Source organism: Rossellomorea sp. DA94 (assembly GCF_029834455.1).
In the GTDB taxonomy this organism is placed as follows: Bacteria; Bacillota; Bacilli; order Bacillales; family Bacillaceae_B; genus Rossellomorea; species Rossellomorea vietnamensis.
The window spans coordinates 142,535-165,000 of sequence record NZ_CP122397.1; the positions used below are offsets into that span (position 1 = coordinate 142,535).

The window sequence follows — 22,466 nt, forward strand, 5'->3', positions numbered from 1 at the left end:
AGAGGAGGGAAAAACATGGCGATTAAAAAGTATAAACCTACCTCTAATGGTCGTCGCGGCATGACTAGTTCTGATTTCGCTGAAATCACAACGGATTCTCCGGAAAAGTCACTTTTAGCACCCCTACACAAAAAGGGTGGCCGTAACAACCAAGGTAAGTTAACAGTTCGTCATCAAGGTGGCGGCCATAAGCGCCAATACCGTATCATCGATTTCAAACGTGAAAAAGATGGTATACCTGGACGCGTTGCTACGATCGAATATGATCCAAACCGCTCAGCAAATATTGCACTAATCAACTACGCTGATGGGGAAAAACGTTACATCCTTGCACCTAAAACACTTGTTGTGGGTATGGAAGTAATGTCTGGACCAGAAGCAGATATCAAAGTAGGTAATGCATTACCACTTATCAACATCCCAGTTGGTACAATCGTACACAATATTGAACTTAAACCTGGTAAAGGTGGTCAGCTAGTTCGTTCTGCTGGTACATCTGCTCAAGTACTTGGTAAAGAAGGTAAATATGTACTTGTACGTTTGAACTCTGGTGAAACTCGTATGATTCTTTCTGCTTGTCGTGCTACTGTAGGTCAAGTTGGGAATGAACAACACGAACTTATCAACATCGGTAAAGCCGGACGTTCTCGTTGGTTAGGTAAACGCCCAACAGTTCGTGGTTCTGTCATGAACCCTAACGATCACCCACACGGTGGTGGTGAAGGACGTGCTCCAATCGGACGTAAATCACCAATGTCTCCATGGGGTAAACCTACTCTTGGATACAAGACACGTAAGAAAAACAACAAATCTGATAAATTTATTGTGCGTCGTCGCAAAAAATAACGGGATTGTGCTACGGTTCCTGAAAAGAGCCGTAGGTCAATCACGAAGGGAGGTTCAAACATGGGTCGTAGCTTAAAAAAAGGACCTTTTGTTGATGATCATTTAATGACTAAGATCGAAAAATTGAACGAAACTGAAGGCAAACAAGTTGTGAAAACTTGGTCTCGTCGCTCAACGATCTTCCCAGCATTCATCGGTCACACGATCGCAGTTTACGATGGTCGTAAACATGTACCTGTATACGTCACTGAAGACATGGTAGGACACAAGCTTGGTGAATTTGCACCATCTCGTACTTACAAAGGTCACGCAAGTGATGATAAGAAAACAAGACGCTAATTGAGAGGAGGGTATCCTAATGCAAGCAAAAGCTGTTGCAAGAACAGTACGTATTGCTCCTCGTAAAGTACGTTTAGTCGTTGATCTAATCCGAGGTAAGCAAGTTGGAGAAGCGGTTGCTATCTTAAAGCACACACCTAAAGCTGCTTCACCAGTAATCGAAAAAGTACTTAAGTCTGCTATTGCGAACGCAGAGCACAACTTTGACATGGATATTAATAGCCTAGTGGTAACTGAGGCTTATGTAAATGAAGGACCAACACTTAAACGTTTCCGTCCTCGTGCGATGGGACGTGCAAGTCAAATCAACAAACGTACAAGTCACATTACACTTGTCGTATCAGAAAAGAAGGAGGGATAAGCTGTGGGTCAAAAAGTACATCCGGTCGGACTTCGTGTCGGTATAATCCGTGATTGGGAATCTAAATGGTACGCAGATAAAGATTACGCTAATCTATTACACGAAGACATTAAAGTACGTGAATATATTGCAAAACGTTTAGTTGACGCATCTGTTTCTAAAGTAGAAATCGAACGCGCAGCAAACCGTATTAACATTACCGTTCATACAGCTAAGCCTGGTATGGTTATCGGTAAAGGTGGTACAGAAGTTGAAGCACTTCGTAAAGCATTGAACGAACTTACTTCAAAACGTGTACACATCAACATCGTTGAAATCAAAAGAGCTGACGTTGATGCGAAATTAGTAGCTGAAAACATCGCTCGTCAATTAGAAAACCGTGTTTCTTTCCGTCGTGCTCAGAAGCAATCAATCCAACGTGCGATGCGTGCTGGTGCAAAAGGAATCAAAACACAAGTATCTGGTCGTTTAGGCGGAGCAGATATCGCTCGTGCAGAACATTACAGTGAAGGTACTGTTCCACTTCATACTCTACGCGCTGACATTGACTATGCTCATGCAGAAGCTGATACAACTTATGGTAAGCTTGGCGTTAAAGTATGGATCTATCGTGGAGAAGTTCTTCCTACAAGAAAGAAATCTGAGGAAGGAGGCAAATAATTATGTTATTACCTAAACGCGTTAAACATCGTCGCGAACACCGCGGAAAAATGCGTGGACGTGCTAAAGGCGGTCAAGAAGTAGCGTTCGGTGAATACGGTTTACAAGCAGTTGAGGCTTCTTGGATCACAAACCGTCAAATCGAATCAGCTCGTATCGCTATGACTCGTTACATGAAACGTGGCGGTAAAGTATGGATTAAAATCTTCCCTCATAAACCTTACACTGCAAAACCTTTAGAAGTACGTATGGGTTCAGGTAAAGGTGCTCCAGAAGGTTGGGTAGCAGTAGTTAAGCCTGGAAAAATCATGTTTGAAATCGCTGGTGTTTCTGAAGAGGTTGCTCGTGAAGCGCTTCGTCTGGCATCACATAAACTTCCAATCAAAACGAAGTTTGTAAAACGTGAGGAAATTGGTGGTGAATCAAATGAAAACTAATGAAATTCGTGACCTAACCACTGCTGAAATAGAACAAAAAGTAAAGACTCTGAAAGAAGAGTTATTTAACCTTCGCTTCCAACTTGCGACTGGGCAATTAGAAAACACAGCTCGCATCCGTGAAGTCCGCAAAGGGATCGCTCGTATGAAAACTGTAATCCGTGAAAGAGAGATCGGGGTTAACAATCGATAAATGAGAGGAGGTTTGCTTAAATGAGTGACCGCAACCAACGTAAGGTATACACTGGCCGTGTTGTTTCCGACAAAATGGATAAAACAGTAACGGTTATGGTAGAAACTTATAAAAAGCATTCTCTATACGGCAAGCGCGTTAAGTACTCTAAGAAGTTTAAAACTCATGATGAGAACAACGAAGCAAAAGTAGGCGATATCGTACGTATCATGGAGACTCGTCCACTATCTGCTACAAAACGTTTCCGTTTAGTAGAAGTTGTTGAAAAAGCAGTTATTATCTAATATATTTGTTCGGATATTTTATATTCCGAAGGGAGGTTACCTACATGATTCAACAAGAATCACGTTTAAAAGTTGCTGACAACTCTGGTGCTCGTGAAGTATTAACTATCAAAGTACTTGGTGGTTCTGGACGCAAGACGGCTAACATCGGTGATGTTATCGTGTGTACAGTAAAACAAGCAACACCAGGTGGCGTTGTTAAAAAAGGTGACGTAGTGAAAGCAGTTGTTGTTCGTACTAAGTCTGGTGTACGTCGTCAAGACGGTACTTACATCAAGTTCGACGAGAATGCTTGTGTCATTATCCGTGACGATAAGGGACCACGTGGAACTCGTATCTTCGGGCCTGTTGCCCGTGAACTACGTGACAGCAACTTTATGAAAATTGTATCTTTAGCTCCAGAAGTTCTTTAATAGATATTAGCATTGGGCCATTCAAGGAGGTGCGATGAAATGCATGTAAAAAAAGGCGATAAAGTAATGGTCATTACTGGGAAAGACAAAGGCAAAACAGGTGTTGTTCTTGCTTCATTCCCTAAAAAAGACCGAGTGCTAGTTGAAGGTATCAATGTTGTGAAAAAACACGCTAAGCCTTCACAGATGAACCCGCAAGGTGGAATCATCAGCCAGGAAGCATCTATCCATGTATCAAATGTTATGCTTCTAGATCCGAAATCTAACGAGCCAACTCGTGTAGGTTATAAGACAGAAGACGGCAAAAAAGTACGTGTAGCAAAAAAATCAGGTGAAGTTCTAGATAAATAGTACGATTAAGAAGGGAGGTATTCTGAATGAACCGCCTAAAAGAAAAATTCCAACAAGAAATCAGTCCAGCTCTAGTTAGCAAATTCAATTACAAATCAGTAATGGAAGTACCTAAAGTTGAAAAGATCGTTGTCAACATGGGTATCGGTGATGCTGTTCAAAACTCAAAAGCTCTTGATGTAGCTGTTGATGAATTAACTCAAATCACTGGTCAAAAGCCAGTTGTAACAAAAGCTAAGAAATCAATCGCAGGCTTCCGTCTTCGTGAAGGTATGCCAATCGGTGCAAAAGTTACTCTACGCGGAGAGCGTATGTACCAATTCTTAGATAAATTAATTTCTGTTTCACTTCCACGTGTACGTGACTTCCGTGGTGTTTCTAAAAAAGCATTCGACGGTCGCGGTAACTACACATTAGGAGTTAAAGAGCAATTGATTTTCCCTGAGATTGACTATGATAAAGTGTCTAAAGTACGTGGTATGGATATCGTAATCGTAACAACTGCGAACACAGACGAAGAAGCTCGTGAATTGTTGACACAAATCGGAATGCCATTCCAAAAGTAATCGCTATATAAGGGAGGCGAAAATGTGGCTAAAAAATCTATGATTGCGAAACAAAAACGCACGCCAAAGCATAATGTTCAAGCGTATACTCGTTGCGAACGTTGCGGACGTCCTCATTCAGTTATCCGTAAATTCAAGCTTTGCCGTATTTGTTTCCGTGAACTTGCATACAAGGGTCAGATTCCTGGCGTTAAGAAAGCTAGTTGGTAATACCCTATATTGGGAAGGAGGTAAATTATTATGACAATGACAGATCCAATTGCAGATTTGCTAACTCGCATCCGTAATGCGAACATGGTTCGTCACGAAAGATTAGAAGTTCCTGCTTCTAACATCAAGAAAGAAATTGCAGAAATCCTTAAACGTGAAGGTTTCGTACGTGACGTTGAATATGTAGAAGATAACAAGCAAGGTGTTATCCGCATTTTCTTAAAATATGGAGCAAACAACGAACGAGTAATTACTGGATTAAAGCGTATCTCTAAACCTGGTTTACGTGTATATGCAAAATCAACAGAGGTACCTAAAGTACTAAACGGTTTAGGTATCGCACTTGTTTCTACTTCTACAGGTGTTTTAACTGATAAAGAAGCTCGTGCTCAACAAGTAGGCGGAGAAGTACTAGCTTACGTTTGGTAATATTTTTTATATGAATGGAGGTGCAACAGGATGTCACGTGTAGGAAAACTACCAGTAGAAATTCCATCTGACGTTACTCTAACAGTAGGTGAAGATAACACTGTAACTGTAAAAGGACCTAAAGGGGAACTTTCTCGTACATTCAATTCTGATATTAAAGTTGAATTAGAAGGAAACGTAGCGACAGTTACTCGTCCTTCTGATGCAAAAGAACACCGCGCGTTACACGGTACAACTCGTGCCCTAATCGCGAACATGGTTGAAGGTGTATCTAAAGGATTCCAAAGAAATCTTGAGCTAGTCGGTGTAGGTTACCGTGCTCAAAAGCAAGGTACTAAGCTTGTCCTTAACGTTGGTTACTCTCACCCAGTTGAGATCGAACCAGAACAAGGTATCGAGATCGAAGTACCGGCTAATACAAAGATATCTATCAAAGGTATCGACAAAGAACGTGTTGGAGCATTAGCTGCTAACATTCGTGCTGTACGCTCTCCTGAGCCTTACAAAGGAAAAGGTATTCGCTACGAAGGTGAATATGTTCGTCGTAAAGAAGGTAAAACAGGTAAATAATGCCGCGTAGGCAAAAGAAAGGAGTGACCGTAGGTGATTACTAAGCCAGATAAGAACAAAACACGTAAGAAGAGACATGCTCGTGTCCGTTCAAAGATTACTGGAACTGAAACTCGTCCTCGTTTGAACGTTTTCCGTTCTAACAAAAATATCTACGCTCAACTTATCGATGATATGAATGGTGTTACTCTAGTTAGTGCATCTTCTCAAGATAAAGATTTCAACCTAGATTCTTCTGCAACAACTGATGCAGCAGCAAAAGTTGGAGAACTAGTTGCGAAACGTGCAGTAGAAAAAGGATTAAAATCTGTAGTATTTGACCGTGGTGGATATTTATATCATGGCCGTATCAAAGCTTTGGCTGAAGCAGCTCGTGAAAACGGCTTAGAATTTTAATAAAAAAAGGAGGGACAATCCAGATGCGTCGTATTGACTCAAGCAAACTAGAATTTGAAGAACGCGTAGTTACAATCAATCGTGTTGCGAAAGTAGTTAAAGGTGGACGTCGTTTCCGTTTCGCTGCTCTTGTAGTAGTGGGCGATAAAAACGGTCACGTTGGTTTCGGAACTGGGAAAGCACAGGAAGTACCTGATGCGATCCGTAAAGCGATTGAAGATGCGAAAAAGAATCTAATTGAAGTTCCTATGGTTGAAGGTACTACACCTCACCTAGTAACTGGACGATTTGGTGCTGGTCAGATCCTGATCAAACCTGCTTCTGCGGGTACAGGAATCATCGCCGGTGGACCTGTTCGTGCCGTACTTGAATTAGCTGGTGTTCAAGATATCCTATCTAAATCATTAGGATCTAACACTCCAATCAACATGGTTCGCGCTACTATCGAAGGTTTAAAACAATTAAAGCGTGCTGAAGACGTAGCTAAACTACGTGGTAAATCAGTAGAAGAGATCTTAGGTTAAGGGAGGGATAACGATGGCTAACAAACTAGAAATTACCCTCACTCGCAGCATCATTGGCCGTCCTCAAGATCAACGCAAAACGGTTGAAGCTTTAGGACTTCGCAAAATGCACCAAACGGTTGAGCAACAAGATAATGCTGCTATCCGCGGTATGATCAACAAAGTCGCTCACCTTGTAACTGTAACTGAAAAATAATTCTTAACGTTTAAAAAGAAGGAGGTGCCGACATGAAATTACATGAGTTAAAGCCTACAGAAGGTTCACGTAAAGTCCGCAATCGTGTAGGACGTGGTATTGGTTCAGGTAATGGAAAGACTGCTGGTAAAGGTCATAAAGGACAAAACGCCCGTTCAGGTGGCGGAACTCGTCCTGGCTTCGAGGGTGGTCAAACACCATTGTTCCAACGTCTACCTAAACGTGGATTCACGAACATCAATCGTAAAGAATATGCAATCGTCAACCTTGACGCATTGAATCGCTTCGAAGATGGTACAGAAGTTACTCCAGCTCTACTTGTAGAATCTGGTGTAGTGAGTAACGAAAAAGCAGGAATTAAGATTCTTGGTAAAGGTAAAATCGAGAAAAAGCTTACAGTAAAAGCACAAAAATTCTCAACCACTGCTAAAGAAGCTATCGAAGCTGCTGGCGGTACATCCGAGGTGATCTAATGTTTCAAACTGTCTCCAATTTTATGCGCGTGGGTGATATAAGAAACAAAATTATCTTCACCCTTCTGATGTTAATAGTCTTTCGTCTTGGTACCTTCATTCCGGTACCAAACGTAGACGCTAATGTATTGAAAATGCAAGACCAGGCAGGGATCCTTGGATTCCTGAATACATTTGGTGGCGGTGCGTTAAAGAACTTCTCCATTTTCGCGATGGGAATCATGCCTTATATCACGGCTTCGATCATCGTGCAGCTCCTGCAAATGGATGTTGTACCGAAGTTTACTGAGTGGTCTAAGCAGGGTGAAGTCGGGCGCCGTAAATTAGCTCAGTTCACACGTTATTTCACTATCATTCTTGGATTCATCCAGGCTTTAGGAATGTCCTATGGCTTCAATAGAATTTACGGTGGAATGCTTATCCAAAGCCCCGGAGTCAGTACGTACCTACTAATAGCTTTAGTTCTAACAGCTGGTACGGCTTTTCTTATGTGGTTGGGTGAACAAATCACGGCTAAAGGCGTTGGGAATGGTATTTCGATCCTGATCTTTGCAGGTATCGTTGCTGCAATCCCCAACACTGTAAACCAAATCTATGCTCAACAAATCGAGGGAGCAGGCGAACAGCTCTTCCTTCGTATTGTGGTTCTTGCACTTCTTGTTTTAGCAGTTATTGCAATCGTGGTTGGTGTCGTGTTTATCCAACAAGCACTTCGTAAGATTCCGATTCAATATGCAAAACGTTTAGTGGGGCGTAGTCCGGTTGGTGGACAATCAACACATCTACCATTAAAGGTGAATGCTGCGGGTGTTATTCCAGTTATCTTTGCGATTTCTTTCATTATCACGCCACAGACCATTTCATCGTTCTTTGGAGACAATGATGTGACCAGTACGATTCAGTACATCTTTGATTACACCAAGCCAGTTGGTATGATCATCTATGTAGCTCTGATCATTGCCTTTACGTATTTCTATGCTTTCATTCAAGTGAATCCGGAACAAATGGCTGAAAACTTGAAGAAGCAAGGTGGATATATCCCTGGTATTCGTCCAGGTAAAACCACACAAGAGTATCTCACTCGCGTTCTGTATCGTCTAACATTTGTTGGGGCCATTTTCTTAGCTGTTATCGCAGTCCTTCCAGTTTTCTTCATTAACTTTGCAGGATTACCACCTGCAGCTCAAATCGGTGGAACAAGCTTACTGATCGTAGTAGGGGTTGCACTAGAGACAATGAAGCAACTAGAGGCACAGTTAGTGAAACGTCACTACAAAGGATTTATTAAATAAGAGGGTTTTCGGGAACATCTTGTTCCTGAAACCATTTTATAGACAATTAGGGGGAGTACGAGTGAATATAGTTCTTATGGGCTTACCAGGCGCAGGAAAAGGCACTCAAGCTGAAAAAATCGTAGATAAATATGGTATCCCCCATATCTCTACTGGTGATATGTTCCGTGCAGCTATCAAAGAAGGTACTGAACTAGGCTTGAAGGCTAAATCATTCATGGATAATGGCGACCTTGTTCCTGATGAAGTGACAATCGGTATCGTCCGTGAGCGATTAAGCAAAGAGGACTGTGAAAAAGGCTTCTTACTGGATGGGTTTCCAAGAACGGTTGCTCAGGCAGAAGCACTTGAAAACATCCTAGCTGATCTTGGTAAAAAAATGAATTATGTCATTAATATAAATGTAGATAAGGACATCCTGATGGAGCGCTTGACAGGTCGCAGGATCTGTAAAGAGTGCGGCGCTACTTATCATCTTGTCTTTAATCCGCCAACAGAAGAGGGCGTTTGTGATCGCTGCGGCGGCGAGTTATATCAACGCGCAGATGATAACGAAGAAACGGTTCAAAACCGTTTGGACGTAAACATCAAACAAACCCAACCACTATTGGCTTACTACGAAGATAAAGGCTATCTGAAAAACATTGACGGTCAACAAGACATCCATAGAGTGTTTGATGACATTGATGAACTACTTGGAGGCCTTTCATAATGATCATTTCTAAAACTCCGAGAGAGATTGAGATTATGCGGCATGCTGGTAAGATTGTTGCATTGACTCATGCGGAATTGCAAAAGTATATTTCTCCGGGAATATCGACGAAGGAATTGGATGCAATTGCTGAAAAATTCATTCGTAAACATGATGCAATTCCATCTTTTAAAGGGTATAATGGGTTTCGTGGCAGCATCTGTGCTTCAGTCAACAATGAGTTGGTACATGGAATTCCAGGCGATCGGGTATTGAAAGATGGCGATATAATCAGCATCGATATCGGTGCTAAATATAATGGTTATCACGGTGACTCGGCTTGGACATATCCAGTTGGAACAATAGATGATGAAACCCGGAAGCTTCTTGATGTAACGGAAGAATCATTATTTCTGGGCCTCAAAGAAGCGAAACCAGGCGAGCGTCTGTCGAATATCTCTCATAGTATACAAACTTTTGTTGAAGCTAATGGCTTTTCAATCGTTCGGGAGTATGTGGGACACGGAGTTGGTCAAGACTTACATGAGGACCCGCAAATCCCTCATTATGGACCACCCAACAAAGGTCCGCGTTTAAAGCCTGGCATGGTACTGGCTATTGAACCAATGGTTAATGCAGGAAGTCGATATGTTAGGACGTTATCAGATAACTGGACAGTCGTCACAGTAGATGATAAAATGTGTGCGCACTTTGAACACACCATAGCAATTACTGAAGACGGCTATGAGATATTGACGAAAGCCTAAGTGAAGGTGATTGGATTGATCGAGTCAGAATCAACGGTTCCGAGGATAGGCCAGATTGTTCAAACCCTCAAAGGGCGAGAGACTGGAAGCTACTCGGTCGTTATTCAGCAGTTGGATGAACGTTTTGTACTGATAGCAGATGGGGATAGACGAAAGTTCGATCGCGCCAAGCGAAAGAACATCGCTCATCTTCACTTGTGTGACTATGTTTCTCCAGAAGTTCAAAACAGTATTATAGAATCAGGCAGAGTAACGAACGGTAAACTGCGTTATGCTGTTTCAAAGTTTGTTAACGAAGTATTAAATGATGAGAAGAAGGGAGACATGTTCGATGGCTAAGGATGATGTAATTGAAGTTGAAGGTAAGGTCGCCGAGACTTTGCCCAATGCGATGTTTAAGGTAGAATTAGAAAATGGTCATACAGTACTGGCACATGTTTCAGGAAAGATCCGTATGCATTTCATTCGTATCCTACCTGGTGACAAGGTAACAGTGGAATTATCACCGTATGACTTAACTCGTGGTAGAATCACTTATCGTTATAAATAATCTATTGCACTCCGTACTATTAAGGAGGTTAGAATAAGATGAAAGTTAGACCATCTGTTAAACCAATCTGCGAAAAATGTAAAGTTATTCGTAGAAAAGGTAAAGTCATGGTTATCTGTGAAAACCCTAAACACAAACAAAAACAAGGCTAATCTTAAAGGAGGTGCGCTATCACTATGGCACGTATTGCTGGTGTAGACATTCCACGTGACAAACGTGTTGTCATTTCATTAACATACATCTACGGTATTGGTAAAAATACTGCAGCGAAAATCTTATCTGAAGCTGGTGTATCTGAGGATACTCGCGTTCGCGATCTAACTGACGACGAACTAGGAAAGATTCGTGATATCGTTGATAAATTAAAAGTAGAAGGTGATCTTCGTCGTGAAGTATCACTAAACATCAAACGTCTTATGGAAATCGGTTCATACCGCGGTCTTCGTCACCGTCGTGGACTACCTGTTCGTGGACAACATACAAAGAACAATGCTCGTACACGTAAAGGTCCTCGTAAGACTGTAGCTAACAAGAAAAAATAATAGGTAAAGGAGGTTACTTCTTAGTATGGCACGTAAAACTAATACTCGTAAACGTCGTGTGAAAAAGAATATCGAAGCTGGTATTGCACACATTCGTTCTACATTCAATAACACAATCGTAACTATTACTGATGTTCACGGAAACGCTGTTGCATGGTCAAGTGCAGGTTCACTAGGATTCAGAGGTTCTCGTAAATCCACTCCATTCGCAGCGCAAATGGCAGCTGAAACAGCAGCTAAAGCTTCTCAGGAACACGGTTTAAAAACTCTTGAAGTAACAGTTAAAGGTCCTGGTGCTGGTCGTGAAGCAGCTATCCGTGCTCTTCAAGCAGCAGGTCTAGAAGTTACTGCAATTAGAGACGTTACTCCAGTTCCTCATAATGGATGCCGTCCACCAAAACGTCGCCGCGTTTAATTTTCTGTATAAATTTTGTATCGTTGTCTATAATGGGATATGATACAAGATACGTTCATTCAGAAAAGTAACCAGTTGTTGGTGCACAATAGGGAACGTAAACATGGGGAATTTCGGACTTTATCTTATTTAGCCCGGAGTTTCGACGTTTTGAAGGAGGGTAAATATTAATGATCGAAATTGAAAAGCCAAAAATTGAAACGGTTGAGATCAGCGATGATGCCACATATGGAAAGTTCGTCGTAGAACCACTTGAGCGTGGATATGGTACAACTTTGGGTAACTCCTTACGTCGTATCCTATTATCGTCACTCCCAGGTGCTGCTGTCACATCTATTCAAATAGATGGAGTACTGCATGAGTTTTCAACAATTGAAGGCGTCGTAGAGGATGTTACATCCATCATTTTGAATATCAAGAAGCTGGCGTTGAAGATCTACTCTGATGAAGAAAAAACGCTAGAGATTGATGTACAGGGTGAAGGAGTCGTAACGGCTGCGGATATTACTCATGATAGTGATGTTGAAGTGTTAAATCCTGATTTACACATCGCAACGTTATCCAAGAGTGGTCATTTCCGTGTGCGTTTAAGTGCATCCCGTGGTCGTGGGTACAGACCAGCAGACCAAAACAAACGTGAGGATCTTCCTATTGGCGTGATCCCAATCGATTCTATTTACACTCCAGTTTCACGCGTTAACTATCAAATAGAAAATACTCGTGTTGGTCAAATGACGAACTACGATAAACTTTCTCTTGATGTATGGACTGATGGAAGTATTGGACCGAAAGAAGCGATTTCTTTAGGTGCTAAGATTCTAACAGAACACTTAAATATTTTCGTTGGCCTTACAGATGAAGCGCAGAATGCTGAAATCATGGTAGAAAAAGAAGAAGACCAAAAAGAAAAAGTTCTTGAGATGACTATCGAAGAACTAGATCTTTCTGTTCGTTCTTATAACTGCCTGAAGCGTGCTGGAATCAATACTGTTCAAGAGCTTGCTAACAAGACTGAAGAAGATATGATGAAAGTGCGTAACCTAGGACGTAAATCCCTTGAAGAGGTTAAAGTTAAACTTGAAGACCTTGGACTTGGATTACGTAAAGACGACTGATAACATCTTCTTTCATATATAGATTCAACAAAGGAGGGAACCCTTAATGGCTTACAGAAAGTTAGGACGTACCAGTGCTCAACGTAAAGCAATGCTACGTGATTTAGCTACAGACCTAATCATTAACGAGCGCATCGAAACAACTGAAACTCGTGCGAAAGAGCTTCGTTCAGTTGTGGAAAAAATGATCACACTAGGTAAACGTGGTGACATTCACGCGCGTCGTCAAGCTGGTGCATTCATTCGTAAAGAAGTTGCAAACGCTGAAAACAACCAAGATGCTTTACAAAAGTTATTCTCTGACATCGCTCCACGTTACACAGAGCGTCAAGGCGGATATACTCGCATTATGAAGGTTGGTCCTCGCCGTGGTGACGGTGCTCCAATGGCAATCATCGAATTAGTTTAATAATTCGTGACTTCTAACATTAAGGGCGGGACAGTTAATCCTTAACTGCTTCTTTGCCCTTTTTGTATAAGTGCATGTGATGAAAAGCAGAGCGTTACGATGAGCAGCGCTGTCTGACTCGTCTAGCTCGTGCACCCCTTCCAACTTCTATGTTCATAGAAGCTGTTCAATGGATGAACAAGAAAAGATGTTCTTTTCTTTGGTCGGGGTGCAGGCTTTTTTTTATATGCAAAGGTTTTAGCAGAGCTGAGTAAGGATAGCGTAGAGGAGGTTACAGAATTGAAGGAAATCATTAAAGTGGACGATGTGCACTTCAGATACCCTGATCAGAATACGTATGCCTTAAAAGGCATCAGCCTGACGGTCAATCAAGGTGAGTGGCTCGCGATCGTCGGACATAACGGATCCGGTAAATCCACCCTTGCCAAGATGCTGAATGGGCTTCATTTCCCCGAGAAGGGACTAGTGACGGTGGACGGGATCACTCTTGAGGAAAGTTCTATCTGGGACATCCGTTCAAAGCTGGGTATGGTTTTTCAGAATCCCGATAATCAATTTGTTGGTGCTACAGTAGAGGATGATGTGGCTTTTGGGTTAGAAAACCATGGGGTACCTTATGAATCGATGGTACAGAGAGTCAATGATGCTTTAAAAAGTGTCCATATGGAAGATTTTCTTGATCAAGAGCCGCACCATTTATCAGGGGGTCAAAAGCAGCGTGTGGCGATTGCAGGGGTAGTAGCACTGCAGCCATCTATCATCATATTGGATGAAGCCACTTCGATGCTAGACCCTAAGGGAAGACTGGAAGTTCTTGAAACAGTCAGGAAACTGAAAGAAAAAGAGAACCTGACGGTGATCTCCATCACCCATGACCTGGAGGAAGCAACGAAGGCAGATCGTATGATTGTCTTGAATCAAGGCAGTGTTTTTAAGGAAGGGATACCGGAAGAAATTTTCCTATTAGAGGATGAGCTTATAAAGCTTGGATTGGATTCCCCTTTCACGATCAAGCTTGCCGGGGCACTGAAGGAAGCAGGGATTCCCCTGTCTAAAACATACTTTACAGAAGAAGAGTTGGTGGATGAATTATGCAGATCACATTTCAACAGGTAGAATACCGATATTCATTCAACACTCCATTCGAAAAACTTGCCCTTCAAGATATCAACCTTTCAATTCCAACCGGTCAGTTTCTCGCGGTGATCGGTCATACCGGTTCAGGCAAGTCTACACTGTTGCAGCATCTCAATGGATTATTAAAGCCTACTGAAGGGCTTGTGCAAGTAGGCGAGCACCAGATCAAGGCAAAGGAAAAGGCAAAGAATTTAAAGCCTGTTAGACAGAAGGTAGGGATTGTCTTTCAATTTCCTGAACATCAACTGTTTGAAGAAACCGTTCTTAAAGATATTTGTTATGGTCCGATGAACTTTGGTGTATCCGAGGAAGAAGCGATACAAAGAGCGAAAGACTTGATTCTAAAGGTTGGTTTGTCTCACGATGTACTGCAGAAATCCCCATTCGATCTTTCAGGTGGACAAATGAGACGGGTTGCCATTGCTGGTGTATTGGCTATGGATCCAGACGTCATTGTCCTGGACGAGCCTACAGCAGGACTTGATCCAAGAGGGCAGAGGGAGATCATGGACATGTTCTATGCCCTTCATAAGGAAAAAGGGCTGACCACCATTCTCGTCACTCATAGCATGGAAGACGCCGCTCACTATGCAGAAGAGATCGTCATCATGCAAAAGGGTCGTTTAAAACGGAAAGGGACCCCTGCTGAAATCTTCTCCCAGACGGACGAACTGTTCGAGATGGGGCTGGACGTACCGGATGTGGTTCGTTTTCAATACCGGTTTGAAAAAAAGACCGGAAAGAAACTTCCGAAGACGTGTCTGACAATAGATGAATTGGCTTCAGCCATCCGTGCAATACAGGACGGAGGTGAAGGACTATGATGGAAAAAATGATCTTCGGTCGTTATGTGCCGGCCAAATCCATTCTTCACCAAATGGATCCGAGGGCAAAGCTTTTATTTATTTTTGGTTTTATAGGTGTCGTCTTTTTGGCCAATAATGCTGTCACTTACGCACTGCTCGGTCTTTTTACGTTTAGCGCACTCATACTATCCAACCTTTCCATCCGTTTTATCATCGGAGGACTGAAGCCCATTCTATGGCTGATTTTGTTTACATTTTTCTTACATGTGTTTTTCACAAAGGAAGGTCCCGTCATTTTGGACCTGGGTATCTTGTCGGTGCATGAGGAAGGGCTGAGACAGGGGATCTTTATATCATTACGATTCTTTTATCTAATCCTTGTTACTTCATTATTAACGCTTACGACCTCACCCATCACGATAACAGACGGGCTTGAAACGCTTCTGAATCCATTGAAGAAAGTGAAATTCCCTGTACATGAACTCGCACTCATGATGTCGATTTCCCTGCGGTTCATACCAACGCTGATGGAGGAAACGGATAAAATCATGAAGGCACAGATTGCCAGGGGGGCAGAGTTTTCATCAGGTCCCATCAAAGATCGGATCAAAGCGATCATCCCTCTATTGATTCCTCTCTTCGTCAGTGCATTTAAACGCGCCGAAGACTTGGCAACGGCCATGGAAGCAAGAGGGTATCAAGGAGGGGAGGGCAGGACTAAATACCGCCTGTTATCCTGGCATAAGAAGGATACGGGAGCGTTAATCGTTCTTGCCCTCCTCACAACGGTATTAATTATTTTCAGAGGATAATGGGAGTGTCATGTATGCAGAGAGTGAAGTGTACCATCGCATATGATGGAACATATTTTCATGGTTATCAGGTACAACCTAGAGAGCGTACCGTCCAGGGACTGATAGAAAGCATCCTGTCCACTATCCATAAAGGCGTTTCGGTCCGGATCAGCGGGTCTGGCCGGACCGACGCAGGTGTCCATGCTAACGGTCAAGTCTTTCATTTTGACACACCTTTATCCATTCCGGAAGAGAAATGGGCGATCGTACTGAATACAAGGTTACCGGATGAAGTGACCGTGAAAGAAGCCGTGTTTGTTTCAACGGACTTCCACTCGCGGTTTTCTGTGGAGCAGAAAGAATACCGTTACCGAATCTATACAGGTGAAGCAAGAAGTCCGTTCAACCGGCATTTTGCCCTTCACTATCCCCATACGCTTTCCGTACCTGATATGGAGCGTGCTGCCCGGCACCTGATCGGGGAGCATGACTTCACAAGTTTTTGTTCAGCAAAAACGGAAGTCGAAGACAAAGTAAGAACCATTCACCGCATTGACATTCAGGAACATGAAGAAGAAATCATTTTTTCTTTTGTGGGGAACGGTTTTCTATATAATATGGTGAGGATATTGGTCGGTACTTTGTTAGAGGTAGGCACTGGGAATATTCCTGTAGATGAGGTACCTGGAATACTGGAAGCGCGGGACCGAAACAAGGCAGGAAAGACCGCACCGCCCCATGGATTGTATTTGTGGAAGGTGGATTATGGATCTGATGAGAAATAAGAAGTTATGGAATTTAATAAAAAATTATTAAAACAACTAATCCTGGTGTAACATTCTCTTGACAATAGACTGGGAACAAGATAATATAGCATATGGTATGTTATTAACCCCACGATAAGCCCCGGAAACTTATTGTGATTAGAAAATAAATACTACGGATTCATTAAATAGGAGGTTAAATCATGCGTACAACGTATATGGCAAAAGCCAACCAAATCGATCGTAAATGGTTCGTTGTAGATGCTGAAGGTAAAACTCTTGGACGTCTATCCAGTGAAGTTGCTTCAATTCTACGCGGAAAACACAAACCAACATTCACACCACATGTTGACACTGGTGATCATGTAATCATTCTTAATGCTTCAAAAATTGAACTTACTGGGAAGAAGTTAACGGACAAGATCTACTACCGTCACACTAATCACCCTGGTGGTTTAAAACAACGTACAGCATTAGAAATGCGTACAAACTACTCAGAGAAAATGCTTGAGCTTACTATCAAAGGTATGCTTCCAAAAGGTTCTCTAGGTCGTCAAATGTTCAAGAAATTACATGTATATGCTGGAGCAGAGCATCCACATCAAGCACAACAACCTGAAGTTTACGAACTTCGTGGATAATTAATAAGAGGAGGTTATTATCTTGGCTCAAGTTCAATATTACGGAACTGGTCGTCGTAAGAGCTCAGTAGCTCGTGTACGTTTAGTACCAGGTAACGGAAACATTGTTATCAATGATCGTGAAGTAGAAGTTTATATCCCATTCGCAGCACTAAGAGAAGTAATTAAGCAACCACTAGTTGCAACTGAAACTCTTGGTAACTATGACGTTTTAGTTAACGTTAATGGTGGAGGCTATGCTGGTCAAGCTGGTGCGATCCGTCACGGAATCGCTCGTGCTTTACTACAAGCAGACCCTGAATACCGTGGAACTCTAAAACGCGCTGGATTATTAACTCGTGACTCTCGTATGAAAGAGCGTAAAAAATACGGTCTTAAAGGTGCACGTCGCGCGCCACAATTCTCTAAGCGTTAATTATTATTTCACACAAAAGCTCAGCCGATTCTGTCGGCTGGGCTTTTTTTATATGGGTTGGAGGGACGGACCTCCATTTTGCATATCATTCAGCTGCAGAGTCCCTTTATATCAGGACATGACAACTCCCAGAAGGGTCGATATGGAGGTCCGTCCCTCAAAGAAAATTGGTAACAGTTACTCGAATGAAGTGGTGGGTTAAGTAGGAAAATACGTTCAAAGGGGTGAATGATTTTTGAACGTTATTACAACTTTCAATACAAAGAGAAGAGAGAAGCAGATCAAGACGGAAAGAACGTTACTGAAAGAAATTTCAATTAAGATGCTGCAGGAGAGTGTCCGGCGGCATTTTGGATATATAAAGGTTCAAGGCGGCGTGTTCATGCAGCAGGGATTTGATGAGGCATGTTTTGATGTTGCCATAGAAGCTTATCTCCTTGGAGGGAAAATCAGCAAATTCGGATACTCAGGTGAAGATACCACATTAGTGAAAAAGCGTTGTGAGGAAGAAATGAAGCATTTTATTGATACACTTTATAATTTCTGGCTTTATTGGTCCGAGATGGGTGTATCGAATGAAGTAGATGAGTCCTTTTATTTCTGTTGTGAGCACTTTGTGGAAACATGGTGGTCAGAAGGATACGAAAAAGGCATTAAGCGTCACAAATTACGGTTGCATTAATTTCAGTTCTAAAACCCATTCTTGTCCCATATTTTTTAGTAAAGGCCTCGGGGCTTCTTCCGTCGCCAAGACTTGAAATAGGAGGACTGGAATGGTTCAGAAACTGAAGGTTATCGGGATAATTTCTGCACTGGCTATTTTATTATTCATCATTCAATATAAAATATTAGACAAAGATACATGGGATTCCTGGAACCTTCCCTTATCAGGAAAGATCATCTATATAGATCCGGGACATGGTGGACCGGACGGCGGGGCCGGGGATCAGAATGCACTTGAGAAGGACATCGCATTGAATGTCTCACTGATGATAAGGGATTATCTTCAGGAACAAGGGGCCCTCGTGATCCTGACGCGTGAGAAGGATGAAGATCTTGCAGATGAAGGGACGAGAGGATACAGCCGAAGAAAAGTGGAAGATCTAAAGAAAAGGCTGAGCTTGATCAATGAATCCCAAGCAGATCTGTTTCTTAGTGTCCACTTGAACTCCATTCCATCTGCGAAATGGAGTGGGGCACAAACTTTCTACAATCCAAAGTTTGAAGAAAATAAAGAACTCGCCAAAGCAATCCAAGCAGAACTGACACGGAACCTGGAAAATACGACCCGGGAAGCAAAGGGTCTGCAAAATGTCTATATCCTGAAGCATGCTAAAAAATCAGGTGCCCTCGTGGAAATCGGTTTCCTCTCCAACCCTGGAGAACGTGCCAACCTCCTTAAAGAGGATTACCAGCAAAAGATTGCTGCCTCCGTCTACCAAGGGGTACTCAACTACCTGACCGCGGACAATGAAGACAAAGAAAAAGCTGACGAGGAATAACCTCTCAGCTTTTTTTATTATTCGACAAAAGCATTCAAAACCTTTTGAGCATTCATTCAACTGAGAATATGTTATACTGAAAACAGATGATTGAAAACGAATACATAGAAAAGGGTGGTTATTCATGTTATCGGAACAACAAACACGCGAACTTTTATTTGGATTGAAAGATCCTTTTTTAAATAAAACCTTACAAGAAACAAATGGTGTTGTAGACATCTCCGTTAAAGAAGAAAAGAACCATGTCAGTGTGAAGATTGCCATCGCCAAAACGGGTACCGGGGAGCAAATGCAATTCCAGCAGCAAATTGTACAAGCATTAAAGGAGAATGGAGCGGACTCCGTCGGGATCCGTTTCACCGAGCTGCCGGAAGAGGAGCTAGAAAAGCATAGAGGCGCAGGTGGGGAAGGGACGGACCTGTTATCCCCTGCAAGTAAGACGACTTTCATTGCGATTGCCAGCGGAAAAGGCGGCGTAGGAAAATCAACGGTTTCGGTTAACCTTGCCGTCTCACTTGCCCGACAAGGCAAAAAGGTCGGTCTTGTGGATGCCGATATTTACGGATTTAGCGTTCCCGATATGATGGGGATCGTGAAAAGGCCGGTCGTACGCGGGGAAAGAATTATTCCAGTAGAACGATTCGGCGTGAAGGTCATCTCCATGGGGTTCTTCGTAGAGGATAATGCCCCTGTTATTTGGAGAGGGCCGATGCTTGGTAAAATGCTGAATAACTTCTTCTCTGAAGTCGAGTGGGGCGAACTGGATTATTTACTGCTGGACCTTCCACCTGGCACAGGAGACGTTGCTCTTGATCTACATACGATGCTTCCACATTGTAAGGAAATCATCGTGACGACACCTCATCCGACAGCAGCATTCGTTGCAGCCCGTGCAGGCGCCATGGCCCTTCAAACAGACCATGACATCCTTGGTGTGGTAGAAAACATGTCTTACTTTGAAAGTAAACTGACAGGTGAAAAGGAATTCGTCTTCGGCCAAGGCGGTGGAGAGAAGCTTACAGAAGAGCTCCGTACCGATTTACTTGGCAAGCTTCCACTCCAGCAGCCGGACTGGGATGAAGCGGATTTCGCCCCTTCCATTTATGCAGAGGATCACCGACTCGGTCAGATATATGGGGAGATCGCTCACAAAGTAATTGAAAAACTGTCTTAAAGAAGCAAAAAAGGGACCAATGCCGAGATATGCATTTGGTCCCTTTTTATGTTTGTTACATTGACAGGAGGAAGGTCTCTATTGCCCTCCGCTGCCTGTACCACCCGAGTCTCCAGAACCACCCTGGTCACTGCCGGATGATTGACTGCTGCTGCCTTCACTTTTTCCGCCATCTTTGATTTCCCCTGCAGCCTTCAATAAAACATCCTGCAGCTTCGCCTTGAATAACGGACTTTGGAAGGTTTCTGTAATCACCTTTTGCAGATGCTCTTTGTATTCCTGGCTCTTTAATACCTCGGTAAGCTCTTTCTTGAATTCCGGATCCTTTAAAAGGTCCATCATCATTCCTTGGTACTCAGGATCCTTCATGAGGTCTTTGAGCAATTTTTCATTGCCATCTTTCATGCTTTTTGCCATGGCTTCAGCAAACTTAGGATCTTCAAAGGATTTCTTCCAGAATTCTGTTCCCTTTTCGGATGTGAGGGTTTTGGATATCGTATCAGTCACAACACCCTGATCCATAATAAGCTCTGACTTCATTTTTTCATCAGACATGACTTGCTGGATGGCTTTTTTACCATCATCCGTCTTTAATATATCAACAACCATCTTCTTGGTCTCTTCATAATCCATTTTGCCACTGCCCGTATCCCCGCCACCGCCACAAGCGGATAGAAGAAGAAGGGGCAATAGAAAAAGAAAGGAATATCTTTTCATGGGTAGGCTCCTTCCATACAAATTCCCTTACCCTTAATATGAGAAATATCGAAAAAAATATGCACAGGTAAAATTGGAACCTGGCTTTTTTAAACATGCGTTGGTACAATCAAGTGAGTGTATATTTTTTTATTTGGAGGAAAATAGAAGTGACCATCCGCAATTGGATTCGTTTATTTATTCATACGTTAGTCATCGGTGGAGCCATAACAGGTGTCGCCGCCTTGATCATAAGATGGGATCAGTTCGGGCCATACTTTCAGGACGGTGACGTGATTGGTATATTATCGAGTTTACTCTGGTTCATATTTGTAGGATTTACTTTTAGTGTCATCAGTCAAATGGGCTATTTCGCTTATTTAACCATCCATCAATTCGGGATGGGGATGTTCAAGAGCTTATGGAACCCCGTTCAAGTGGTGCTGATCGCCCTTGTGCTGTTTGATTTGATTTACTTCCGGTTCAGAGCTTTCGCTGTAGAAGGGGAGTCGTATACACCTTATATCCTTCTCGGCATCGGGATCTTTGTGGTGGGTCTTGTCGTGGCTTACGTCAAGAATCAACAATCAGAAGCTAAAACCAACACATTTGTATCAGCCCTATTCTTTATGATCGTCGTGACGACACTCGAATGGCTTCCAGTATTACTGGTGAATTCCGTGAAGTGGCTGTATCTTATGCTGCTCGCCCTTCTTGCATGTAACGCATTCCAACTATTGCGCCTTCCTAAGTACATAGAGAAGTCCCAGGCGGAAAGAGAACACAGGCAATCGGCTAAGGGTTGAATAAAAAATCCCGCAAGGTGAACGACGTTCACCTTGCGGGATTTTTATTACTGTATAAGCGATGACTTGGCATCACCGTTTGAAATCATATCGGATACCGTAATGAACGTACCTTTTCCTTTAAGCTCTTTCACTATGGACGGCAAGGCGTCCTTCGTCTGTTTAGCTGAATCTGACGCGTGAAGCAGGACAATGTCCCCTTTTTTTGCTTTGCTAACATTATTCAGGATTTCTTCCACACCCGGATTGGTCCAATCCTTTGAGTCCACGCTCCAGTGGACGACCGTTAAGCCGAGGGAATCGGCGACCTTCAACGTTGCTTTATCGAAATGTCCCGTGGGAACGCGTAATAATTTCACATCTTTCACATTCAATTTCTTAAAGACTTCATCCGCCTTCATAATGTCCTGCTTTATCTTGTTCGGTTCCATCTCCGTATAGTCGGAATAGGCATAGCCGAGATTTCCGATCTCATACCCCTGTTTAACGATTTGTTCCACTAAATCGGGATGCCGCTCGGCCCAGGCTCCGGAAAGAAAGAAGGTAGCGGATGTCACATTCATTTTCTTCAATTCTTCAAGGATCGGCTTTGCCTTTTCATCTCCCCAACCAATGTTGAAGGTGATCGCCACTCCCTTTTCCCCTTTGTAAATCGCCTTCGGACCATCCTTCGTACTGAAAACCGAAAGTGTCGAGAGGTTA

The 22,466-nt window shown here is 42.7% G+C and carries 39 protein-coding genes (1 of these 39 cut by a window edge); 37 read left to right on the forward strand and 2 right to left on the reverse strand.

The annotated features are described in order from the left end of the window. Positions 1-15: 15 nt before the first annotated feature. From rplB to P8596_RS00915, 36 genes are all read left to right on the forward strand, one after another. Complete coding sequence (gene rplB, locus P8596_RS00740) at positions 16-846, forward strand: 50S ribosomal protein L2 (RefSeq protein WP_034765980.1); 831 nt, start codon at positions 16-18, stop codon at positions 844-846. Between the two features lie 60 nt (positions 847-906). Beyond that, positions 907-1,185, forward strand: coding sequence for a 30S ribosomal protein S19 (rpsS, locus tag P8596_RS00745; RefSeq protein WP_034765978.1), 279 nt, complete (start codon positions 907-909; stop codon positions 1,183-1,185). A gap of 19 nt (positions 1,186-1,204) precedes the next feature. Continuing rightward, the gene (gene rplV, locus P8596_RS00750) at positions 1,205-1,546 is read left to right on the forward strand and encodes a 50S ribosomal protein L22 (protein ID WP_034765976.1); all 342 of its coding nucleotides are present in this window, start codon (positions 1,205-1,207) and stop codon (positions 1,544-1,546) included. A 3-nt stretch (positions 1,547-1,549) separates the two neighbouring features. Continuing rightward, positions 1,550-2,206 (forward strand): 30S ribosomal protein S3, encoded by a 657-nt coding sequence (rpsC, locus tag P8596_RS00755; RefSeq protein ID WP_034765973.1) that lies wholly within the window; start codon positions 1,550-1,552, stop codon positions 2,204-2,206. A gap of 2 nt (positions 2,207-2,208) precedes the next feature. Beyond that, positions 2,209-2,643 carry a 50S ribosomal protein L16 gene (gene rplP / locus P8596_RS00760; RefSeq protein ID WP_034765971.1) on the forward strand — a complete coding sequence of 145 codons (435 nt, stop codon included), beginning with the start codon at positions 2,209-2,211 and terminating at the stop codon, positions 2,641-2,643. After that, positions 2,633-2,836: a 50S ribosomal protein L29 gene (gene rpmC / locus P8596_RS00765; protein ID WP_032085278.1), complete on the forward strand. Its 204-nt coding sequence runs from the start codon at positions 2,633-2,635 to the stop codon at positions 2,834-2,836. The genes rplP and rpmC overlap by 11 nt, the downstream gene beginning before the upstream one ends. A gap of 20 nt (positions 2,837-2,856) precedes the next feature. Then, on the forward strand, positions 2,857-3,120 hold the full coding sequence (gene rpsQ / locus P8596_RS00770; RefSeq protein ID WP_032085279.1) for a 30S ribosomal protein S17: 264 nt from the start codon (positions 2,857-2,859) through the stop codon (positions 3,118-3,120). 44 nt (positions 3,121-3,164) lie between these two features. Then, positions 3,165-3,533, forward strand: a complete 369-nt coding sequence (gene rplN / locus P8596_RS00775; RefSeq protein WP_032085280.1) for a 50S ribosomal protein L14 — start codon at positions 3,165-3,167, stop codon at positions 3,531-3,533. 39 nt (positions 3,534-3,572) lie between these two features. Further along, on the forward strand, positions 3,573-3,884 hold the full coding sequence (rplX, locus tag P8596_RS00780) for a 50S ribosomal protein L24 (RefSeq protein WP_034765969.1): 312 nt from the start codon (positions 3,573-3,575) through the stop codon (positions 3,882-3,884). Between the two features lie 26 nt (positions 3,885-3,910). Further along, positions 3,911-4,450, forward strand: coding sequence for a 50S ribosomal protein L5 (gene rplE, locus P8596_RS00785; protein WP_034765967.1), 540 nt, complete (start codon positions 3,911-3,913; stop codon positions 4,448-4,450). Positions 4,451-4,474: 24 nt separating this feature from the next. Next, positions 4,475-4,660: a type Z 30S ribosomal protein S14 gene (locus P8596_RS00790; protein WP_010191505.1), complete on the forward strand. Its 186-nt coding sequence runs from the start codon at positions 4,475-4,477 to the stop codon at positions 4,658-4,660. A gap of 30 nt (positions 4,661-4,690) precedes the next feature. Then, complete coding sequence (rpsH, locus tag P8596_RS00795; RefSeq protein WP_034765964.1) at positions 4,691-5,089, forward strand: 30S ribosomal protein S8; 399 nt, start codon at positions 4,691-4,693, stop codon at positions 5,087-5,089. Between the two features lie 30 nt (positions 5,090-5,119). Next, on the forward strand, positions 5,120-5,659 hold the full coding sequence (rplF, locus tag P8596_RS00800) for a 50S ribosomal protein L6 (RefSeq protein ID WP_034765962.1): 540 nt from the start codon (positions 5,120-5,122) through the stop codon (positions 5,657-5,659). Positions 5,660-5,692: 33 nt separating this feature from the next. Continuing rightward, entirely contained in the window at positions 5,693-6,055 is a 363-nt protein-coding gene (gene rplR / locus P8596_RS00805; protein WP_034765960.1) for a 50S ribosomal protein L18, read from the forward strand. 23 nt (positions 6,056-6,078) lie between these two features. Beyond that, positions 6,079-6,579, forward strand: coding sequence for a 30S ribosomal protein S5 (rpsE, locus tag P8596_RS00810; protein ID WP_034765958.1), 501 nt, complete (start codon positions 6,079-6,081; stop codon positions 6,577-6,579). A gap of 13 nt (positions 6,580-6,592) precedes the next feature. Beyond that, complete coding sequence (gene rpmD / locus P8596_RS00815) at positions 6,593-6,775, forward strand: 50S ribosomal protein L30 (RefSeq protein WP_034765956.1); 183 nt, start codon at positions 6,593-6,595, stop codon at positions 6,773-6,775. 32 nt (positions 6,776-6,807) lie between these two features. Further along, positions 6,808-7,248, forward strand: coding sequence for a 50S ribosomal protein L15 (rplO, locus tag P8596_RS00820; protein ID WP_034765954.1), 441 nt, complete (start codon positions 6,808-6,810; stop codon positions 7,246-7,248). Next, entirely contained in the window at positions 7,248-8,540 is a 1,293-nt protein-coding gene (gene secY, locus P8596_RS00825) for a preprotein translocase subunit SecY (protein ID WP_034765953.1), read from the forward strand. The genes rplO and secY overlap by 1 nt, the downstream gene beginning before the upstream one ends. 61 nt (positions 8,541-8,601) lie before the next feature. Continuing rightward, positions 8,602-9,252: an adenylate kinase gene (locus P8596_RS00830; protein ID WP_034765951.1), complete on the forward strand. Its 651-nt coding sequence runs from the start codon at positions 8,602-8,604 to the stop codon at positions 9,250-9,252. Beyond that, complete coding sequence (gene map / locus P8596_RS00835; protein WP_034765949.1) at positions 9,252-9,998, forward strand: type I methionyl aminopeptidase; 747 nt, start codon at positions 9,252-9,254, stop codon at positions 9,996-9,998. Before P8596_RS00830 ends, map begins: the two co-directional genes overlap by 1 nt. 15 nt (positions 9,999-10,013) lie before the next feature. Continuing rightward, positions 10,014-10,337: a KOW domain-containing RNA-binding protein gene (locus P8596_RS00840; protein WP_034765947.1), complete on the forward strand. Its 324-nt coding sequence runs from the start codon at positions 10,014-10,016 to the stop codon at positions 10,335-10,337. Then, positions 10,330-10,548, forward strand: coding sequence for a translation initiation factor IF-1 (infA, locus tag P8596_RS00845; RefSeq protein ID WP_034765945.1), 219 nt, complete (start codon positions 10,330-10,332; stop codon positions 10,546-10,548). The genes P8596_RS00840 and infA overlap by 8 nt, the downstream gene beginning before the upstream one ends. Before the next feature lie 38 nt (positions 10,549-10,586). Continuing rightward, positions 10,587-10,700: a 50S ribosomal protein L36 gene (gene rpmJ / locus P8596_RS00850; RefSeq protein ID WP_003156543.1), complete on the forward strand. Its 114-nt coding sequence runs from the start codon at positions 10,587-10,589 to the stop codon at positions 10,698-10,700. A gap of 24 nt (positions 10,701-10,724) precedes the next feature. Next, a complete protein-coding gene (gene rpsM, locus P8596_RS00855; protein ID WP_034765943.1) occupies positions 10,725-11,090 on the forward strand; it encodes a 30S ribosomal protein S13 in 366 nt (121 codons plus the stop codon). Between the two features lie 25 nt (positions 11,091-11,115). Continuing rightward, positions 11,116-11,505 (forward strand): 30S ribosomal protein S11, encoded by a 390-nt coding sequence (rpsK, locus tag P8596_RS00860; RefSeq protein ID WP_032085294.1) that lies wholly within the window; start codon positions 11,116-11,118, stop codon positions 11,503-11,505. 170 nt (positions 11,506-11,675) lie between these two features. Next, positions 11,676-12,620 carry a DNA-directed RNA polymerase subunit alpha gene (locus tag P8596_RS00865; protein ID WP_034765941.1) on the forward strand — a complete coding sequence of 315 codons (945 nt, stop codon included), beginning with the start codon at positions 11,676-11,678 and terminating at the stop codon, positions 12,618-12,620. Between the two features lie 46 nt (positions 12,621-12,666). Then, on the forward strand, positions 12,667-13,029 hold the full coding sequence (rplQ, locus tag P8596_RS00870) for a 50S ribosomal protein L17 (protein ID WP_034765940.1): 363 nt from the start codon (positions 12,667-12,669) through the stop codon (positions 13,027-13,029). 279 nt (positions 13,030-13,308) lie between these two features. Further along, positions 13,309-14,145 (forward strand): energy-coupling factor ABC transporter ATP-binding protein, encoded by an 837-nt coding sequence (locus P8596_RS00875; RefSeq protein ID WP_279725501.1) that lies wholly within the window; start codon positions 13,309-13,311, stop codon positions 14,143-14,145. Continuing rightward, positions 14,121-14,990, forward strand: a complete 870-nt coding sequence (locus P8596_RS00880; RefSeq protein ID WP_224522350.1) for an energy-coupling factor ABC transporter ATP-binding protein — start codon at positions 14,121-14,123, stop codon at positions 14,988-14,990. The genes P8596_RS00875 and P8596_RS00880 overlap by 25 nt, the downstream gene beginning before the upstream one ends. Beyond that, on the forward strand, positions 14,987-15,784 hold the full coding sequence (locus P8596_RS00885; protein WP_224522349.1) for an energy-coupling factor transporter transmembrane component T family protein: 798 nt from the start codon (positions 14,987-14,989) through the stop codon (positions 15,782-15,784). The genes P8596_RS00880 and P8596_RS00885 overlap by 4 nt, the downstream gene beginning before the upstream one ends. Before the next feature lie 14 nt (positions 15,785-15,798). Next, positions 15,799-16,551: a tRNA pseudouridine(38-40) synthase TruA gene (gene truA / locus P8596_RS00890; protein ID WP_279725502.1), complete on the forward strand. Its 753-nt coding sequence runs from the start codon at positions 15,799-15,801 to the stop codon at positions 16,549-16,551. A gap of 182 nt (positions 16,552-16,733) precedes the next feature. Beyond that, positions 16,734-17,171: a 50S ribosomal protein L13 gene (gene rplM, locus P8596_RS00895; protein WP_034765935.1), complete on the forward strand. Its 438-nt coding sequence runs from the start codon at positions 16,734-16,736 to the stop codon at positions 17,169-17,171. Positions 17,172-17,193: 22 nt separating this feature from the next. Next, a complete protein-coding gene (gene rpsI / locus P8596_RS00900; protein ID WP_034765933.1) occupies positions 17,194-17,586 on the forward strand; it encodes a 30S ribosomal protein S9 in 393 nt (130 codons plus the stop codon). Between the two features lie 235 nt (positions 17,587-17,821). Continuing rightward, positions 17,822-18,268 (forward strand): DUF2521 family protein, encoded by a 447-nt coding sequence (locus P8596_RS00905; RefSeq protein WP_034765931.1) that lies wholly within the window; start codon positions 17,822-17,824, stop codon positions 18,266-18,268. Positions 18,269-18,359: 91 nt separating this feature from the next. After that, positions 18,360-19,088, forward strand: a complete 729-nt coding sequence (cwlD, locus tag P8596_RS00910) for an N-acetylmuramoyl-L-alanine amidase CwlD (protein ID WP_229597127.1) — start codon at positions 18,360-18,362, stop codon at positions 19,086-19,088. Between the two features lie 124 nt (positions 19,089-19,212). Continuing rightward, on the forward strand, positions 19,213-20,262 hold the full coding sequence (locus tag P8596_RS00915) for a P-loop NTPase (protein ID WP_279725504.1): 1,050 nt from the start codon (positions 19,213-19,215) through the stop codon (positions 20,260-20,262). 78 nt (positions 20,263-20,340) lie between these two features. On the opposite strand, the gene gerD is transcribed toward P8596_RS00915, so the two are convergent. Continuing rightward, positions 20,341-20,979: a spore germination lipoprotein GerD gene (gene gerD / locus P8596_RS00920; protein ID WP_061811215.1), complete on the reverse strand. Its 639-nt coding sequence runs from the start codon at positions 20,977-20,979 to the stop codon at positions 20,341-20,343. Positions 20,980-21,128: 149 nt separating this feature from the next. On the opposite strand from gerD, the gene P8596_RS00925 reads away from it, so the two are divergent. Then, positions 21,129-21,764, forward strand: a complete 636-nt coding sequence (locus tag P8596_RS00925) for a KinB-signaling pathway activation protein (protein ID WP_079534950.1) — start codon at positions 21,129-21,131, stop codon at positions 21,762-21,764. A gap of 47 nt (positions 21,765-21,811) precedes the next feature. Here the strand turns inward: P8596_RS00925 and pdaB are convergent, their stop codons facing one another. Next, positions 21,812-22,466, reverse strand: partial view of a polysaccharide deacetylase family sporulation protein PdaB gene (gene pdaB, locus P8596_RS00930; RefSeq protein WP_229597130.1) — the 3' portion only. Its footprint extends 95 nt past the window's final position; 655 of the gene's 750 nt are visible here — the last part of the coding sequence; its start codon lies off the right edge, out of view; it ends in the stop codon at positions 21,812-21,814.

Bases quoted from the DNA above. Each gene is read 5' to 3' on its own strand.
- rplB (WP_034765980.1), top strand. From the start codon at position 16: ATGGCGATTAAAAAGTATAAACCTACCTCTAATGGTCGTCGCGGCATG.
- rpsS (WP_034765978.1), top strand. From the start codon at position 907: ATGGGTCGTAGCTTAAAAAAAGGACCTTTTGTTGATGATCATTTAATG.
- rplV (WP_034765976.1), top strand. From the start codon at position 1,205: ATGCAAGCAAAAGCTGTTGCAAGAACAGTACGTATTGCTCCTCGTAAA.
- rplP (WP_034765971.1), top strand. From the start codon at position 2,209: ATGTTATTACCTAAACGCGTTAAACATCGTCGCGAACACCGCGGAAAA.
- rpmC (WP_032085278.1), top strand. From the start codon at position 2,633: ATGAAAACTAATGAAATTCGTGACCTAACCACTGCTGAAATAGAACAA.
- rpsQ (WP_032085279.1), top strand. From the start codon at position 2,857: ATGAGTGACCGCAACCAACGTAAGGTATACACTGGCCGTGTTGTTTCC.
- rplN (WP_032085280.1), top strand. From the start codon at position 3,165: ATGATTCAACAAGAATCACGTTTAAAAGTTGCTGACAACTCTGGTGCT.
- rplX (WP_034765969.1), top strand. From the start codon at position 3,573: ATGCATGTAAAAAAAGGCGATAAAGTAATGGTCATTACTGGGAAAGAC.
- rplE (WP_034765967.1), top strand. From the start codon at position 3,911: ATGAACCGCCTAAAAGAAAAATTCCAACAAGAAATCAGTCCAGCTCTA.
- rpsH (WP_034765964.1), top strand. From the start codon at position 4,691: ATGACAATGACAGATCCAATTGCAGATTTGCTAACTCGCATCCGTAAT.
- rplF (WP_034765962.1), top strand. From the start codon at position 5,120: ATGTCACGTGTAGGAAAACTACCAGTAGAAATTCCATCTGACGTTACT.
- rpsE (WP_034765958.1), top strand. From the start codon at position 6,079: ATGCGTCGTATTGACTCAAGCAAACTAGAATTTGAAGAACGCGTAGTT.
- rpmD (WP_034765956.1), top strand. From the start codon at position 6,593: ATGGCTAACAAACTAGAAATTACCCTCACTCGCAGCATCATTGGCCGT.
- rplO (WP_034765954.1), top strand. From the start codon at position 6,808: ATGAAATTACATGAGTTAAAGCCTACAGAAGGTTCACGTAAAGTCCGC.
- secY (WP_034765953.1), top strand. From the start codon at position 7,248: ATGTTTCAAACTGTCTCCAATTTTATGCGCGTGGGTGATATAAGAAAC.
- map (WP_034765949.1), top strand. From the start codon at position 9,252: ATGATCATTTCTAAAACTCCGAGAGAGATTGAGATTATGCGGCATGCT.
- infA (WP_034765945.1), top strand. From the start codon at position 10,330: ATGGCTAAGGATGATGTAATTGAAGTTGAAGGTAAGGTCGCCGAGACT.
- rpmJ (WP_003156543.1), top strand. From the start codon at position 10,587: ATGAAAGTTAGACCATCTGTTAAACCAATCTGCGAAAAATGTAAAGTT.
- rpsM (WP_034765943.1), top strand. From the start codon at position 10,725: ATGGCACGTATTGCTGGTGTAGACATTCCACGTGACAAACGTGTTGTC.
- rpsK (WP_032085294.1), top strand. From the start codon at position 11,116: ATGGCACGTAAAACTAATACTCGTAAACGTCGTGTGAAAAAGAATATC.
- P8596_RS00865 (WP_034765941.1), top strand. From the start codon at position 11,676: ATGATCGAAATTGAAAAGCCAAAAATTGAAACGGTTGAGATCAGCGAT.
- rplQ (WP_034765940.1), top strand. From the start codon at position 12,667: ATGGCTTACAGAAAGTTAGGACGTACCAGTGCTCAACGTAAAGCAATG.
- P8596_RS00880 (WP_224522350.1), top strand. From the start codon at position 14,121: ATGCAGATCACATTTCAACAGGTAGAATACCGATATTCATTCAACACT.
- P8596_RS00885 (WP_224522349.1), top strand. From the start codon at position 14,987: ATGATGGAAAAAATGATCTTCGGTCGTTATGTGCCGGCCAAATCCATT.
- truA (WP_279725502.1), top strand. From the start codon at position 15,799: ATGCAGAGAGTGAAGTGTACCATCGCATATGATGGAACATATTTTCAT.
- rplM (WP_034765935.1), top strand. From the start codon at position 16,734: ATGCGTACAACGTATATGGCAAAAGCCAACCAAATCGATCGTAAATGG.
- cwlD (WP_229597127.1), top strand. From the start codon at position 18,360: ATGGTTCAGAAACTGAAGGTTATCGGGATAATTTCTGCACTGGCTATT.
- P8596_RS00915 (WP_279725504.1), top strand. From the start codon at position 19,213: ATGTTATCGGAACAACAAACACGCGAACTTTTATTTGGATTGAAAGAT.
- gerD (WP_061811215.1), bottom strand. From the start codon at position 20,979: ATGAAAAGATATTCCTTTCTTTTTCTATTGCCCCTTCTTCTTCTATCC.